The following is a 14,090-nucleotide window of genomic DNA, read 5'->3' on the forward strand; positions in this document are numbered from 1 at the left end:
GATCGCCGGGCCGCCCGGTGGTGAGCCACGCTGGGCGGCCCGGCGATCAGCCGGTCAGAGACCGGCGGCGTGTGCGGCGGCGGTGCCACCGACCACGGGCAGGACGATATTGCTGCTCTTCAGCGCGACCTTCAGGTTCGCGGCGGTGGTGTCCGCCTGGCTGGAGTACTGCGGGTAGCTGGCCACGATGATCACGCCGATCCGGTGGCCGGGCTTGAAGACGTAGTCCTCCGGCAGCAGCGGGAAGCTGAAGTTGTACGACTCCCCCGGCACCAGTGGCACGGCGACGCGGATCGACTGCCGGTTCTGGGCGTCCATGATGCCCTTGGTGACCAGCTCGTAGTCGGCGGTGGCCACCCGCTTCGCCGTCTGCTTGTAGCAGCCGTCGTCGGTCGGGCTGCTCTCGCCCCAGCAGTCCGACGTGTCCAGGGTGATGATCCCTTCGCCGGAGGCCCGGTGCGCGACCCGCTCGTCGGTGCCGTAGTCGACCAGGATGGCCCCGAGGTTGGTGTCGGCCTGGTCGGCGGAGGCCCGCAGCTGCACGGTGGGCGTGCCGGAGATGTGCAGCGGCGCGGACAGCGGCGCGGAGAGGAACGCCAGCCGGTTGGGCTGCACCACGTCCGGGTTGAGGATCATGGTGTTCTGGCTCTGCGTACGGCTGTCCTGGAACGCCCCGGTCGCCGGCTTCGCGGTGGGCACCAGCCCGAGACCGCCCGCGCCGGTGGCGCCGGGCTGCAGGAACACCTCGGTGTCGGCCTTGCCGGGGATCGGCCAGTCGGCGTGGGTCTCCCACACGTCGGCGGAGCGCTCCAGGTCCACCCGCGGCTCGTCCATGATGCCGTTGGCGACGCCCTGCAGCCAGAAGTCGAACCACCGGTGCAACGTCGACACCCACACCGCGCGGCGCGAGTCGAACGGGTCGACGTGGCCCTCCTGCGACAGCCACAGCTTGCGCGGCACGTTGTTCTCCGCCAGGGCGTACCAGAACTTGCTGAAGTGGTCCGGGCGGACGTTGTCGTCGTTGAGGCCGTGGTAGAGCAGCACGCTGGCGGTGACGTTGGGGACCTTCTTGACGTAGCTGCGCTCGTTCCAGAAGGACGTGTAGTCGCCGTGCTCGTCGCCGTCGGCGGCGCCTATCGCGTCGCGTACCGGCTTGCAGTAGTCCCGACGCTCGGGATTGGTGACCGTGTTGGCCAGCGACGACACGTAGCTGTTGCCGCGGGTGACCACGCCGTTGCTGCGCACGTAGTCGTAGTACTCGGTCGGTCCGCTGATCGGCACGACGGTGGTCAGGCCCTTCACGCCGGTCACCGCCGTGGCCATGGCCAGCGAGCCGTCGTACGACTTGCCGATCATCCCCGTCTTGCCGTTGTGCCAGTCCGCCTTGACGATCTCACCGGCGGCGTTACGGGCGGTGGCCCGGCCGTTGAGCCAGTTGATGGCCTGCTTGGCGCTCAGGTTGTCCTGGTTGGCGTTGGTGGTCGGGCAGCCGGTGGAGTTGTTGGTGCCGACCATGTCCAGCAGGATGACCGCGTAGCCGCGCGGCACGAAGTAGTTGTCGTAGAACAGCGGCCACTTGTCCAGCAGCCCGTCGCCGTCGAGGTCCGCCTTGCACTCGGACTCGTTGCCCCGGCAGACAGTCGAGTAGTAGGGGCTGGCGTCCATCACGACGGGGGCCTTGAGCCCCTGTGCGGTGGCCGCCGGCCGCATCAGGTCGAACGCGATGATGTCGCGCAGACCGTCGTTGTCGCTGTCGAAGGTGGAGTCGATGAAGAGGCGTTCCCGAATGGCGTCGGCGTAGCCGAACACCGGCTGGGTGACGCCGTCCTGGACGACGATCGACGGCGGGCCGTCCGCCGCCAGCGCCTGTGGTGCCGCGCCGAGGGCGGCGAGCACTGTCGCGGACAGTACGGCCACGCCTCTGCGCCACCGCGTTCCCACTGTAGCCATGCATTCTCCTTGATGTGTCCGAGGCTGCGTACGCTACGAGCCGGCGGCCGGTGCCACCACCTGCACGTGTAGGAAGTTCGTCGGGCGTGCTTCGACGGGGTGCGTCAGTCGCCCGGCGGGCAGCAGTGCGGCGGGCACGGCAAGACCCCGGTGCGACGCCGACCGGTGCCGGGCCGGCGTCGCACCGGGGTGTCTGGGTGACGGGGCTACGGCTGGCCGGCCAGCACCAGCTCCCGCAGCCGCCGGTCGAGGGTCGGGGCGTCCAGGCCACCCGGCCAGCCGCGCAGCAGTGCGCCACCCTTGGCCACCAGCACGACGGCCGGCGGCTCCCGCACCGCGTACGAACGCCAGATCGTCTGCTGGTCGTCCAGGACGACCGGATACTCCACCTGGTGGGCGCGCAGGTAGTCCTGGACCTCGTCGGCCTGGTCCGCGCCGGCCACGCCGACGAAGACCACCCGGTCCCGATAGCTGCGGGCCAGCTCGCTGAGGGCGGCCTGGCGACTGGCGCAGGTGGTGCACCAGGAGTTGAAGAAGGTGAAGACGACGGGGCGCTGCGCCCACAGTTCGGCGGCGGCGAACGGTGTGCCGTCGGTCAGCGCGCCGGTGAACGCCGGGGCGGCCGGGGCGGTGCCGGGTGCCGGGCGCAACGCCAGGTCGGCGGGGACCGGTCCGGGCAGCGCCGCCGCCCCTCCGGCGGGCGCCGGAGGGGGCCCGGACTCCGGTGTGGGCGTGCTGCATCCGCCCAGCAGTGCCACAGTCAGCAGCAGCGGCAGGAGTGCCCGCCTCATGACGGGACCACCGCCACCAGCGCCGGGCCCTCGCTGCTGTCCGACGTCAGGTCGAGCGCCGGCCGGCCGTCCACCTCCAGCCGGTAGGAGGCCCGCTGCGGCACGCGCACCGCAACGGCGAACTCGCAGTAGGTGGGCATGCGCTCGACCCCCAGGTCCTCGGCGAAGGCGGCCACCGCGGTTCCCGCCGGCAGCTGCCCGCTGGCCACCGCCGCCCCGTCCGGGTCGAGTACGCGGTACGGCGCCCGGTTGTGGAAGTGCGTGTACGGGCCGGTGCCGGCGCAGTCCACACCCGCGGCCCGGATGTTGATGTCGCGGACCAGGACCCGGACGGTCGTCGGGGAGACCGCCTCCTGGGTGGCGCCGACGGCGCCGCAGCCGGTCGCGCCGGCCAGCAGCAGGGGCAGCAGAGTCATGATGCTTCGCCGCACGTCATCCTCCTTCAGCCCGCCTGCCGGGTCCGCGGCGGCCTGTCGCCGCGGACCCGGCAGGACCGGGGTCAACCTCGGGCGTCGGTCAGGACTTCTCGACCCGACACTGCTTGGTCACCGTCTTCGTCGGGTCGCTCTCCGAGGTCGCGGTGAGCTTCACGAAGCCGGTCTCCGCGGCGGCGGCGGTGGCACCCACCGACACCGTGACCGTGGTGGCCTTGCCGAACTGTGCGGTGGCGAGCTGGTTGGGCAGCCAGGTCCGCCAACCCTTGCCGGCCACCTCCGCGGACAGGCGGTAGACGTCCGACTTCAGGTAAGCGCTGACGTTCTCCGGGTGCTGCTGCCCGCCGGCCGAGTAGGTACCGGTGTTGGTCAGCTCGAACGAGCAGGTCACGCCGCGGTTGGTGGGCTTGCCGCCGCTGGTCACCTCGCCCTTGCCCAGGTTCACTCCGTGACTGCTCGGCCCGCCGGTGCCGTCCAGGGAACGCACCGCCACGGTGTAGGACAGCGAGCCGGCCGAGTCCCGCTTGAGATCGATGATGTAGAAGTGCAGCCGGTTGGCCTCGTCGACGTACTCGTACTGGCTGCCGGTGTCCGCGCCGGCGTGGAACAGCGCGTCGGAGAGCTGCCGGTAGTCACCCATGGTGATCTTCTGTGGGGTGCCGTCGGGCCGGTAGAAGTCGATCATGTCGATGTCCTGCGGGTTGGCGTCCACCACCCACTGGAACGGGGCGCTGTCGGCGTTCTTCGTCTTGCTCAGCAGCACGCCGCTGTCCGGGGTGAAGGAGTCCGCGCCCATCCGGTCGACGACCTCGACCGTGTAGTTGTTGAAGTTGCCGCCGTCGCACAACGGATCGGTGCTGACCGCACAGGTCGGCGACAGGTCCTTGTTGAGCGCGATGTTCACCCCACTCAGACCCTTCGGGCCGGCGTCGACCGCCCGGGACGTGACCTGCGCGACCACCAGACCCGAGGAGGCCAGCGACTCCCGCGACAGCCGCAGCACGTGCTCCTCGCCGACCAGCCCGATCTTGATCTTGTCCCGCAGGGTGTGCAGCGAGCCCATCGAGCCACCGTTGGTCGGTGGGATCTGCCAGCGGGTGTGCGGACCGCCCGGGCCGTTGAACGACCCGCGCGACATCATGCTCCAGATCCCGGTGTACGCCCGGCGCAGCGGCTCGCCGTACGGGTTGTTGTAGTTGTCGCCGATGCCGAGCAGGTGGGACAACTCGTGGGCGTAGACGCCCATGCCGGAGCTCTCGCCCTGCGTCGAGGAGCCGCCGCCAGCGTTCGGCCACAGCGTCGCCGCCGCCTTCCACGAGGTCCAGTCCACGTAGCGGGTCTTCGCCCAGTTCGGCAGGTTGGGGTCCGGCGGACCCCAGGCGTCCGGCACGTCCTCCTTGTTCTGGAAGATCATCTGCCCGAACTCCTGCCAGGTCGACGACTCGTCCTGGCCGGCGCTGAGGATGAACACCAACTCGTACTGGTTGGCGACCTCCTCGCCGACGGCCGCCCGCCAGGCGCCCAGGCCGTCGGTGCGGATGTTCTTGCCGCACACGTCCCCGCTCGGGCAGGCACCCGGGTTGAACCCGTTGTCCAGCCCGTACTGGTAGGACTTGGCCGGCATCTGGTACGGCCCGAACCCGGTGAGGTCGACGCCGTAGCGGCCGTTGGAGTCCTGCATCCAGTACTCGTGCAGGGTGTGGCCCTTGTTCAGGGTGTTCGGGGTGTTCAGGAAGTCCTGGTAGAACTTCGGCACGTCGGCCCGGGGAATGTTCGTCGCGACGGACTGCGGGTTGCCGAACACCGTCGAGCGGGCCCGCTGGGAGACCGCGAACGTCTCATCCGGATAGTCGAGCGCCACCAGAGCGATCTTGAAGTTGCGGACCGAGCCCGACACGCTCGGGTCGGCCCAGTTCTTGCCCGGCACAGCCTTGTAGTCGTTCCAGGTCATCGTGTCCGGGTTCTGCCAGGCCTGCGGGTCCAGGACCTGGAACGGCGCGGTGCCGCCGGCCGGGTTGGCCGGGGCCGCGGCGGCCTGCGCCGCCCCGGTCGCCACCAGGGTGGTCACCACGGCTGCGGCCAGTACGGCCCGCCTCAGCCGGGTTCGATGGGGGGTAGCACGGTGCACGGAATCACCTCTCGTCGGAGGAAAACGCGGCGCTGGCGTCCCGGTGGGGGTACCGCGCGACACCTGTCAGCAGGCCGCGCAGCGAATCTAGGAGGGCGGGCCGGTGCCGGTCACCGTGCAGATGTCGGCAGGTGGGCCGGCGACTTCCGACACCTGAAGGACCGGCGTGCCCGCCGGCTCAGCCACTGCCGGCCCCGAACGCCGGCCCGGCCGTCGCCGCGAGGGCCCGCAGCACGTCGCGGCGCACCCCGTCCACAGCGGTGCCGGACAGGGGTCCGCGCGGGGGGCGGCACCGTCCGCCGAACCGCCCGGCGCACTCCATGGCCAGCTTGACCGCCTGTACGGCTTCCGGCCGGGAGGCCCAGCCCAGGATCGGGTGCAGCTCGGCGTAGAGCGGCAGCGCTTGGGCCAGGTCGCGGGCGGCGCACAGCTCGTACAGGCGCACGGCCTGGCGGGGCAGCGCGTTGGGCAGGGTGGCGATCCATCCGGTGGCGCCGCACAACACCAGTTCGAGCACCACGTCGTCGGCCCCGACCAGCACGTCCACGTGTGGGCAGAGGTCCCGCAGGCGGTGCAACCTGCGGACGTCGCCGGTGACCTCCTTGACCGCGACGATTCCGTCGATCTCGGCGACGGTGGCCAACAGGTCCGGCGTGAGGTCCAGCCGGGCGTCGTACGGGTCGTTGTGGGCGACCACCGGCAGGCCGACCGCCGCCACCTCCCGGTAGTGGGCGACCACATCGGCGGGCCGGGCGGCGGGCCCGTCGGGCGGCCGTGCCAGCACGCCGTCGGCGCCGACCGCGGCGGCCTGCTCCGCCCAGTGGCGGGCCTGCCTGCTGCCGTAACCGCCGACACCGGGCACCACCGCGCAACCGGGTGGCGCGGCCTGCACCGTCGCCTTCACCACGGCGGCCCGCTCGTCGTCGGAGAGGGCCCGGTACTCCCCCATCGACGCGCACGGCGCGACCCCGTGACACCCCTCGGCGGCGAGCCAACGGACGTGTTCCTGGAGCTGGTCGAAGTCGACCGACAGGTCGGTGCGGAACGGTGTGGTGATGGCGACCAGCACGCCCCGCCAGGGCCTACCAGTTCCCACTCGGATATCCCCTCCCCGCCGGCAAACGCCCGTCATCGGTACCGCATCGTGCGCGGGGCACCGGTGCGGTCCGTACCGGAACCTTAGGAACGTCTGTCATCCCCGGTCTTCGGACAGATGCCGGAACAGTCGCGGTGCCGTCCGTCCTTATGTCGCGACTTCGACAGTGGACCTTGCGCAATGGCCCATCCGCACCGGAGGGTAAGGACTGACGGTCGCGCGATCCCTGTCACGCAGCGCAACCATGGGAGATACATGCACGGTGAGCTCCAGCGAATCGTCGACGCCGTCGCCGCCCGGGTGGGGCGACCCGCCCTCATCGAGGACCGGCGGCAACGGGTGGTCGCCTACAGCGAGCACGACGGCCCGATGGACGACGTCCGCCGGATGTCGATCCTGCGTCGGCAGACGACGCCGGAGGTGATCGCCTGGTTCCGGGGGAAGGGCGTGCTCACGGCGCGCGCACCGATCCGCACCCCGGCGTGCGCCGAGCTGGACCTGCTGGCGAGGGTCTGCGTGCCGATCCGGCACGACGACCTGCTGCTCGGGTTCGTCTGGTTCATCGACGCCGACGGCTCGATGACCGATGCCGACATCGCCACCGCGGCCGGCGCCTTCACCGACCTGTCCCTGGCCCTCTACCGGGAGAACCTGCTCGGTGAGCTCGCCTCGCAGCGGGAGACCGAGGCCACCCGAACCCTCCTGGTGGAGGGCCGGCAGGCGCGGGAGCACGCGGCGCGGGCGCTGCTGGATGAGGGCGTGGTGGCCGCCGACGGATCTACCGTCGCGCTCGTCGCGCAGCTCGTGCCGACCGGTGGGCGGCAACCCGACGAGGTGGCCCGGATCGCCCTGGAGCAGGCCCTGGTCACCACCCGTCGGTGGATCGGCGTACGGGAGACGCTGCACCTGGTCTGGCACGACCACGGGGTGCTGCTGGTCTGCGGCGACCGGATCGCCGGCCGCCCCACGCCGGAGGCTTCCGCCGCGCATCTGGACGCGGCGCTGAGCACCGCGACCCGGGGTCTGGCGTCGGTGGACCGGACCGTGACCGGGATCGGCCAGCCCCGCGCCGAGTTGTCCAGCGCCGTCGCGTCCTACCAGGAGGCCGCCCAGGCGGCCCGGGTCGGCACCCAACTGCCCGCGCTCGGCCGGGTGATCTCCTGGGCCGGCCTGGGCATCTACCGGGTGCTGTCCCAGCTGGACAGCCAGCATCTGGACGTCGCGGGCGTCCATCCCGGGCTGGAGCGGCTGCTGCGCGACGACGCCCACCAGGTGCTGCTGGAGACCCTTGAGGCCTACCTCGACCTGGCGGGCAACGCGCACGCGACCGCCGAGAAACTGCGACTGCACCGGACCACGCTGTACTACCGGCTGCAGCGGGTGGAACAGCTCGCTGGGACCGACCTCAAGGACGGCAACGAGCGCCTGTGCCTGCACCTGGCCATGAAGCTCGGTCGCCTCACCGGCCACTACCGCACACCGTGACGCCGCCCGCCCGTGGCGTGGCCGCGAACAGCGACGCGACCGAGCGGACGGTCCTCGTCACACCAGGCGGGTCATCCAGCCGTGCGGGTCGGCGGCCCGGCCGTACTGGATGTCGAGCAGATGCCGACGCAGCCGCATGGTCACCGAGTCCTCGGCACCGGCCTTCGGTGCCGTCACCTCGCCGCCGTCCCAGACCAGACGCCCGACCGGCGTGACCACGGCGCCGGTGCCACACGCGAAGACCTCGGTGATCGCGCCGGATGCCACGCCCTCCTGCCATTCCCGGATCTCCACCGGGCGCTCCTCGACCTCCAGGCCCAGGTCCTTGGCGAGGATGAGGATCGACCCCCGGGTGACGCCCTCGAGGATGGTGCCGAGTTCCGGGGTGATGATCTTGCCGTCGGCGGTGATGAAGTAGAGGTTCATGCCGCCCAACTCCTCCACGTAGCGGCCCTCGGCGGCGTCCAGGAAACAGACCTGCTCACAGCCGTGCTCGGCGGCCTCGACCATCGGCGCCAGGCTGGAGGCGTAGTTGCCGCCGCACTTCGCCTCACCCGTGCCGCCGCGCGCCGCCCGGGTGTATTCGGTGGAGAGCCAGATGGAGACCGGCTTGACACCACCGGAGAAGTACGCGCCGACCGGGCAGGCGATCACCATGTAGGTGATCTCCTTCGCCGGGCGAACCCCCAGGAACGGCTCGGACGCGAACATGAACGGTCGCAGGTAGACGCTGTACTCGTCCTCGTCCGGCACCCACACCTGGTCGGCCCGGACCAGCCCCTCGACCGAGGCCATGAAGTCCGGCACCGGCAGTTCGGGCAGTGCCAGCCGTCGGGCGGACCGGGCGAAGCGCTCGCCGTTGGCCTGCGGCCGGAACGACCAGATCGAGCCGTCGGCGTGCCGGTACGCCTTCATCCCCTCAAAGATCTCCTGCGCGTAGTGCAGCACCGCCGCGGCCGGGTGCATGAGGATCGGGCCGAAAGGGACGATCTCGGAATCCTGCCAGCCGCCGTCCGGCCTCCACACCGCCCGTGCCATGTGGTCGGTGAAGTAGGTGCCGAACCCCGGATTCGCCATGATCTCGGCTCGCCGCTGCGCGCTGGCCGGGTTCGGATTCTGCTGCAACGGGAACGGCAGGCTCATGGCCGGGTCCTCTCAATGGCCGCATCCCTGGGCGCTCAGTCACCGAGAACGAACACGCAGGGGAAGTTTGTCGGATGACAGGTGCAGAATACCGACCGTATTGTCGCCGGTCATAGGCAGACTGCGGCGACTCGGGAGGGACGGTGCGCCGGTGAGCCGGGGTGACGAGCGGATCGTCGCGGCCGCCGACAGCGCCGCCCGCCAGGTGGTGGGCCGGGTGGTCGTGTGTGCGGGCACCGACCTCGTCGACGTCGACGACATCCGGGCGTTGCTGGCCCGGCAGCCGCGCTTCGCGCAGCGGCACTTCACCGCGGGTGAGCGCGCGTACTGCCTGCTCGAACGCGACCCGGCGGAACGCTTCGCCGTCCGTTTCGCCGCCAAGGAGGCGGTGTTGAAGGCTCTCGGCACCGGCCTGAGCGGGGCGGCCCTGCGGGAGATCGAGGTGGTGCGCCGGCACTCCGGGCAGCCGGAACTGGCCCTGGCCGGGCGCGCGGCGGCGCTCGCCGAGGCGGCCGGTGTCCATTCCTGGCTGATCACCCTGACGCACACCCGACATCTGGCGCACGCCTTCGTCGCGGGCGTGGGCCAACCGGCCTGAACGCTTCCTAATCTATTCGTCCAAGTTGGACATTGCGCTCATATGATTTGATTGACCGTCGATGCCACATTGTTGACTTTAGCCATTCAGTGTGGAGGTTCGACACTGGCCATCAGCCGATATTTACCTCGCAATCGGGCAAAACAAGGGGCAGTCAAGACCGGCAATACCTCTAGTCACTCCTGTCGATATCCCAGATAGCGAGAGTCGTTTGACGGACCCGGATCAGCCCCAGAGGATTTCGATCAAGCGGTTCCTCGGGGGATGGGGAACTTTCGTGCATACTTCGAGGTGCATCACGGGGTGGGACGCCGTAACGGCGTCGATGCTGCTGCCGAGGGGATATTGTGGAACCACGCACGCTCTCTCAGCTCCTGGAATTCGAGCGTCGCATAGTGCCGGCCGCCGGCCTGATCCGCGCGGCCCAGATCCGTGGCGACGGCGATCAGGCCCTCGCGCACCTCGACCAGCTCTGCCGTGACATCGAGCAGCTCGCTCCGCTGATGCCGACGCGTCAGATCGAGGCGACGGTCCACGACTTGCGTGCCTGGTCAGACTCCGGCTTCCTGGCGAAGCCGGCCTTCGACGCGACCCGTGACACCGTTCCCGCGCCGGAGGACGGAGAAGCCGCCGCCTTCGTCGGACCGGTCACCCTGCCCAACGGCGACGGCTCCCGCGGCGCCTTCCTCGAGGCGTTCACGGTCGTCCGCCAGGACCCGGACTGCACCGCCGAACTTCAGTCGCGCTATCCGCACGACAAAGCGGTTTTCCAATCGACCCGACTCCTTTCCGCCTCCCCAGGATTGCGCGACGGAAACTGCGTCGTCTTCTTCCCGGAGAACATTCCGACGGCCAGTCCCACAGTGGATCAGTCGTTCGCCTGGTTCTTCTTCAACCGGCACACCACCATCTACGCCCGCACGCTGGAAATCGTGGCGCGGCTCTGTGGTGTCGGTTCCCCGTTCGCCGACACGAAGGTGCTGGCGTCCGCCGACGTCGACCCGGAGGACGTCTATCAGGCGCGCTGCGTCTGGGGCTACCTGCACGACTACTACCACCACACCGGGCCCCGTCCGCTGGATCAGCACCTGGCGTTGAAGACGAAATGGCGCCCCGGTCTCGCCGAGGAGCTCAAGGTCGATCTGAAGTCGGCGATCGCCTGCCACGAGGAGTCGGTGCCCTACGGCGACATCATTTTCGAGTACATCATCCTGGAAAGGCTCTTCCGCTACCCGGCCGAGCCACGCCCGTTGCGCAACTTCGACTCCGGGACCGGCTTCGCCCTCGGCACCTGGCTTGCCGAGCACGGCCTGTTCACCATCGGCGACGACGGCCGGCGCAGTCTGGCCGGCAAGGCGGAAATCGTCGCGTCGGCCAAGGAACTCGTCCGGACGATCGAGGAATTCGAGGCGATCACCGACGACGAGTCCTATCGCGAGAAGGTCACCGATTTCCTGTACGAGAGATTGCTACTGGAACCGGAGAACAAGGCGGACAGGTACGGCGGCCCCCGGGCATCCCTGAGCCTCTGGGGCAGTGAGGTCCATGTCTGACGGGATCCCGACCATCACCGACCGTGCCGCCGCCCTTCGCGATCCCGGGTTCTGCCGGTTCCACACCGACAACACCGCGGTCGTCGACTGGTCGGCCGAGCGCGGCTGGTCCGACCTCTCCGTTGAGCCGTACGCCCCGATGACCATGGATCCCGGCACCCTCGTGCTGCACTACGGACAGAGCGTCTTCGAGGGCCTGAAGGCGTTCCGCCAGCCCGACGGCTCCGCCGCGTTGTTCCGCCCCGCCGACCACGCCCGCAGGCTGGCCCGGTCGGCGCGTCGGCTGGCGATGGCCGAGATGCCGGCCGACCTGTTCCTGGACGCCTGCGCTCAGCTCGTCGCCGTTGACGACGGCTGGCTTCCCGAGGAGCCGGGCCAGGGCCTCTACCTGCGCCCGTTGATGATCGCGACCGAGGCCGAGCTCGGGCTCCGCGACTCGCGGCGCTACCGGTGCACCTTCCTGGCGTATCCGGCCGACCCCTGCTTCGGCCGGGCCTTCACCCCGATCTCCGTGCTGACCTCGGCGGACACGGTACGCGCGGTGCGCGGCGGGATGGGCGAGGCGAAGTGTTCCGGCAACTACGCCGCCAGCCTGCTGACCCGCAAGCGAGCCCAGGCGCGCGGCTACGACGAGGTGCTGTGGCTCGACGGCCTCGAGTTCCGCTGGGTCGAAGAGCTCAGCGGCATGAACGTCTTCTTCGTCTGGCGCGACGACGACGAGCGGCACGGCGTGCGGCTGACCACCCCGCCGTGCCAGGGGACGATCATGCGGGGCGTGACCCGCGACTGCGTCATCACCCTCGCCGGTGAGCTCGGCATTCCGGTCACCGAGGAGCCGACCCCGATCGACGCCCTCATGGCCGGCGCCCGGTCCGGGCGACTCGTCGAGATGTTCGCGTGCGGGACCGCCGCCGTGGTCGTGGCGGTCGGCCGGATCGCCGACGGAGACGACGACGTGACGATCGGGGACGGGCAGGAAGGCGTGGTGACCGCCCGGGTGCGGCACACGCTCATGGAGATCCAGCACGGCAGCCGCCCGGACACCCACGGATGGCTGCGGAGCGTACGCAAAGACCTTGCATCCGTTCACAGCTCGACCGACCGACAGTAAGGGAGATGGCGGATGCCTGACGCCAACGGCCGTTCCACAGCGGGTTCCAGCTCAACCGAACTGCCGCACGTCACCACCATCCACACGCTCGGGCCGACCGGCACCAACCTGGAGAAGGCCGCGCACCGCTGGTTCGCCGACCGACAGCGCCAGGGCCGGGTGGTCCTGCACGCCGAGGTCGAGGATGGCCTCGACGTCATGGCGTTCGACGGCAGCGAGGCGATCCTCGCCTGTGCCGTTTATCCGCGCCTGCACGACCTGGTGTTCGGTAATCTCCATCGGCTCACGATGGCCGACAGCTTCATCCTGGACACGTACGACATGGTGCTCGCCGCGCGGCCGGGCCAGCAGTCCGTCACCACCATCGTCACCCATCCCGCCCCCAGCTGCCTGGTGACGAATCGGGGCACGATCTCGTACGCGAGCAGCAACTCGGTGGCGGCCGCCGCCTGCGCCGCGGGCGACTACGACGCCTGCGTGACCACCGACCGCGCGGCCCAGGCCCAGGGGCTGCGGACGCTGGAGAACTTCGGTCCGGTGCCGATGGTGTTCACCCTGCACGTGGGGAAGGCCGGCGCCGCGTGTTGATAATCGTCCAGCCGCTCTCGGCCGGGATCCAGCTGGCGAGCCGGCTGGTGGCGGCCGGTGTCCCGTGCCTGATCCCGACGCAGTTTCCCGACCTGCTGCCGGCGGAGGTCCACTCCGGCGCGCGCGTCGTCGACTGGCATCCGGACCACGGCGTCCCCGCTCTGCTGGCGCTCGTCGACCGGCTGGGGGTGACGCCGACCGGCGTCATCGCGGGCTTCGAGTACACCGTCGGCCCGGCGGCCGAGCTGGCCCGCGCCCTCGGGCTGCCGGCGCTGAGCCAGGATACGGCCGAGGCCGTCCGGCAGAAGGACGTGATGCGGGAGCGCTGCGTCAAGCACGGCATCGCCGTCCCGGCATCGATCACGGTCCCGGCCGACGATGTGGGCGAATGTCCCTTCGCGTTCCCGGCGGTCGTCAAGCCGGCCGACTGGGGCGGCAGCCTGATGGTGCGCCTCGTCCGGGACGCGGACGAATACCAGCGCGCGTGCGCGGAGATCCACCGGTACGGCGAGGTCAAGTTCCACCACGATCCGCGGCGGGTCGCCCTGGTCGAGGAGTACGTCGAGGGCCCCGAGTTCTCTCTGGAGGGCTGGGTGGACGCGGCCGGGCTGCATCTCGTCAGCATCACCACGAAACTCGTCAGCGCGCTGCCGCAGTTCTTCGAGATGGGCCACGTCGCCACGCCGCCACGGAGTTCACCGCACGGACAGCTGCTGCACGAGTTCGCCGCGCAGGTGGTCGCCGCCTTCGACATCACCGTCGGGCCGTTCCACATCGAGACCCGCATCGCCGCGGACGGCCGTCCGGTGCTGATCGAGGTGGGTGCACGGTTGGCCGGCGACTGCATCCCCGAACTGATCATGGCGGGCCCTGGGGTGGATCTCTACCTGGCGACGGCTGAGGCGGCGCGGGGCGGCCGTTACCTGGACGAGCCGGTCTCGTCGGCGAGCGCCGGGGTCGCCTTCGTCACCACCGATCGGCCGGGCGCCTTCGCCGGCAGTGTGTCCGGCATCGAGGCGTTTCTCGATGCCGACGAGTTCGACCGGATCGTCTTCGAGGCCGAGCGCGGCGCCGCGCTCGACCCCGACGACATCTTCCACAACCGGGTCGCGCAGGTCTATTTCGTCGGCGATCCCGGCCGGGTCGAGGACCTGGTCGGCGCCGTGCTCCGCGACGTGCGGGTCGATATATCCGACAAGGAAGGCAGCTGATC

The 14,090-nt window shown here is 70.2% G+C and carries 12 protein-coding genes; 6 read left to right on the forward strand and 6 right to left on the reverse strand.

What is annotated here, in order from left to right; all coding sequences use genetic code 11:
* Nucleotides 1-54 precede the first annotated feature (54 nt).
* From KBX26_RS02135 to KBX26_RS02155, 5 genes are all read right to left on the reverse strand, one after another.
* A complete protein-coding gene (locus tag KBX26_RS02135) occupies nucleotides 55-1,950 on the reverse strand; it encodes a CocE/NonD family hydrolase (RefSeq protein ID WP_051708312.1) in 1,896 nt (631 codons plus the stop codon).
* Between the two features lie 206 nt (nucleotides 1,951-2,156).
* Nucleotides 2,157-2,741 (reverse strand): redoxin domain-containing protein, encoded by a 585-nt coding sequence (locus tag KBX26_RS02140; RefSeq protein ID WP_210864554.1) that lies wholly within the window; start codon nucleotides 2,739-2,741, stop codon nucleotides 2,157-2,159.
* Complete coding sequence (locus tag KBX26_RS02145) at nucleotides 2,738-3,172, reverse strand: hypothetical protein (protein ID WP_156057442.1); 435 nt, start codon at nucleotides 3,170-3,172, stop codon at nucleotides 2,738-2,740. Before KBX26_RS02145 ends, KBX26_RS02140 begins: the two co-directional genes overlap by 4 nt.
* Before the next feature lie 85 nt (nucleotides 3,173-3,257).
* Nucleotides 3,258-5,303, reverse strand: a complete 2,046-nt coding sequence (locus KBX26_RS02150; RefSeq protein WP_036411164.1) for a M6 family metalloprotease domain-containing protein — start codon at nucleotides 5,301-5,303, stop codon at nucleotides 3,258-3,260.
* Nucleotides 5,304-5,481: 178 nt separating this feature from the next.
* A complete protein-coding gene (locus KBX26_RS02155) occupies nucleotides 5,482-6,399 on the reverse strand; it encodes a dihydrodipicolinate synthase family protein (RefSeq protein ID WP_307857735.1) in 918 nt (305 codons plus the stop codon).
* 255 nt (nucleotides 6,400-6,654) lie between these two features.
* On the opposite strand from KBX26_RS02155, the gene KBX26_RS02160 reads away from it, so the two are divergent.
* Nucleotides 6,655-7,884 (forward strand): CdaR family transcriptional regulator, encoded by a 1,230-nt coding sequence (locus tag KBX26_RS02160; protein WP_051708318.1) that lies wholly within the window; start codon nucleotides 6,655-6,657, stop codon nucleotides 7,882-7,884.
* A 57-nt stretch (nucleotides 7,885-7,941) separates the two neighbouring features.
* Here KBX26_RS02160 and KBX26_RS02165 read toward each other — a convergent pair whose 3' ends face one another.
* Nucleotides 7,942-9,027, reverse strand: a complete 1,086-nt coding sequence (locus KBX26_RS02165) for a branched-chain amino acid aminotransferase (RefSeq protein WP_030330882.1) — start codon at nucleotides 9,025-9,027, stop codon at nucleotides 7,942-7,944.
* Between the two features lie 151 nt (nucleotides 9,028-9,178).
* Here KBX26_RS02165 and acpS point away from each other — a divergent pair, with 151 nt between their 5' ends.
* The 5 genes from acpS to KBX26_RS02190 all read left to right on the forward strand — a co-directional run bounded on the left by acpS (nucleotide 9,179) and on the right by KBX26_RS02190 (nucleotide 14,088).
* Nucleotides 9,179-9,625, forward strand: coding sequence for a holo-ACP synthase (acpS, locus tag KBX26_RS02170; RefSeq protein WP_209444528.1), 447 nt, complete (start codon nucleotides 9,179-9,181; stop codon nucleotides 9,623-9,625).
* A 347-nt stretch (nucleotides 9,626-9,972) separates the two neighbouring features.
* Nucleotides 9,973-11,178: a DUF6421 family protein gene (locus KBX26_RS02175; RefSeq protein WP_030330886.1), complete on the forward strand. Its 1,206-nt coding sequence runs from the start codon at nucleotides 9,973-9,975 to the stop codon at nucleotides 11,176-11,178.
* Nucleotides 11,171-12,289 (forward strand): branched-chain amino acid aminotransferase, encoded by a 1,119-nt coding sequence (locus tag KBX26_RS02180; protein ID WP_210864556.1) that lies wholly within the window; start codon nucleotides 11,171-11,173, stop codon nucleotides 12,287-12,289. Before KBX26_RS02175 ends, KBX26_RS02180 begins: the two co-directional genes overlap by 8 nt.
* A 12-nt stretch (nucleotides 12,290-12,301) precedes the next feature.
* A complete protein-coding gene (locus KBX26_RS02185) occupies nucleotides 12,302-12,877 on the forward strand; it encodes a bacilysin biosynthesis protein BacA (RefSeq protein WP_030330890.1) in 576 nt (191 codons plus the stop codon).
* Nucleotides 12,871-14,088, forward strand: coding sequence for an acetyl-CoA carboxylase biotin carboxylase subunit family protein (locus KBX26_RS02190; RefSeq protein ID WP_030330892.1), 1,218 nt, complete (start codon nucleotides 12,871-12,873; stop codon nucleotides 14,086-14,088). The genes KBX26_RS02185 and KBX26_RS02190 overlap by 7 nt, the downstream gene beginning before the upstream one ends.
* Nucleotides 14,089-14,090: the final 2 nt, after the last annotated feature.

Source organism: Micromonospora sp. C97 (genome assembly GCF_018070385.1).
Lineage (GTDB): Bacteria > Actinomycetota > Actinomycetes > Mycobacteriales > Micromonosporaceae > Micromonospora > Micromonospora parva.

What these genes read in the sequence shown, in the direction of transcription:
- KBX26_RS02180 (WP_210864556.1), top strand. Translation starts at nt 11,171, where the DNA reads ATGTCTGACGGGATCCCGACCATCACCGACCGTGCCGCCGCCCTTCGC.
- KBX26_RS02140 (WP_210864554.1), bottom strand. Translation starts at nt 2,741, where the DNA reads ATGAGGCGGGCACTCCTGCCGCTGCTGCTGACTGTGGCACTGCTGGGC.
- KBX26_RS02160 (WP_051708318.1), top strand. Translation starts at nt 6,655, where the DNA reads ATGCACGGTGAGCTCCAGCGAATCGTCGACGCCGTCGCCGCCCGGGTG.
- KBX26_RS02185 (WP_030330890.1), top strand. Translation starts at nt 12,302, where the DNA reads ATGCCTGACGCCAACGGCCGTTCCACAGCGGGTTCCAGCTCAACCGAA.
- KBX26_RS02165 (WP_030330882.1), bottom strand. Translation starts at nt 9,027, where the DNA reads ATGAGCCTGCCGTTCCCGTTGCAGCAGAATCCGAACCCGGCCAGCGCG.
- KBX26_RS02135 (WP_051708312.1), bottom strand. Translation starts at nt 1,950, where the DNA reads ATGGCTACAGTGGGAACGCGGTGGCGCAGAGGCGTGGCCGTACTGTCC.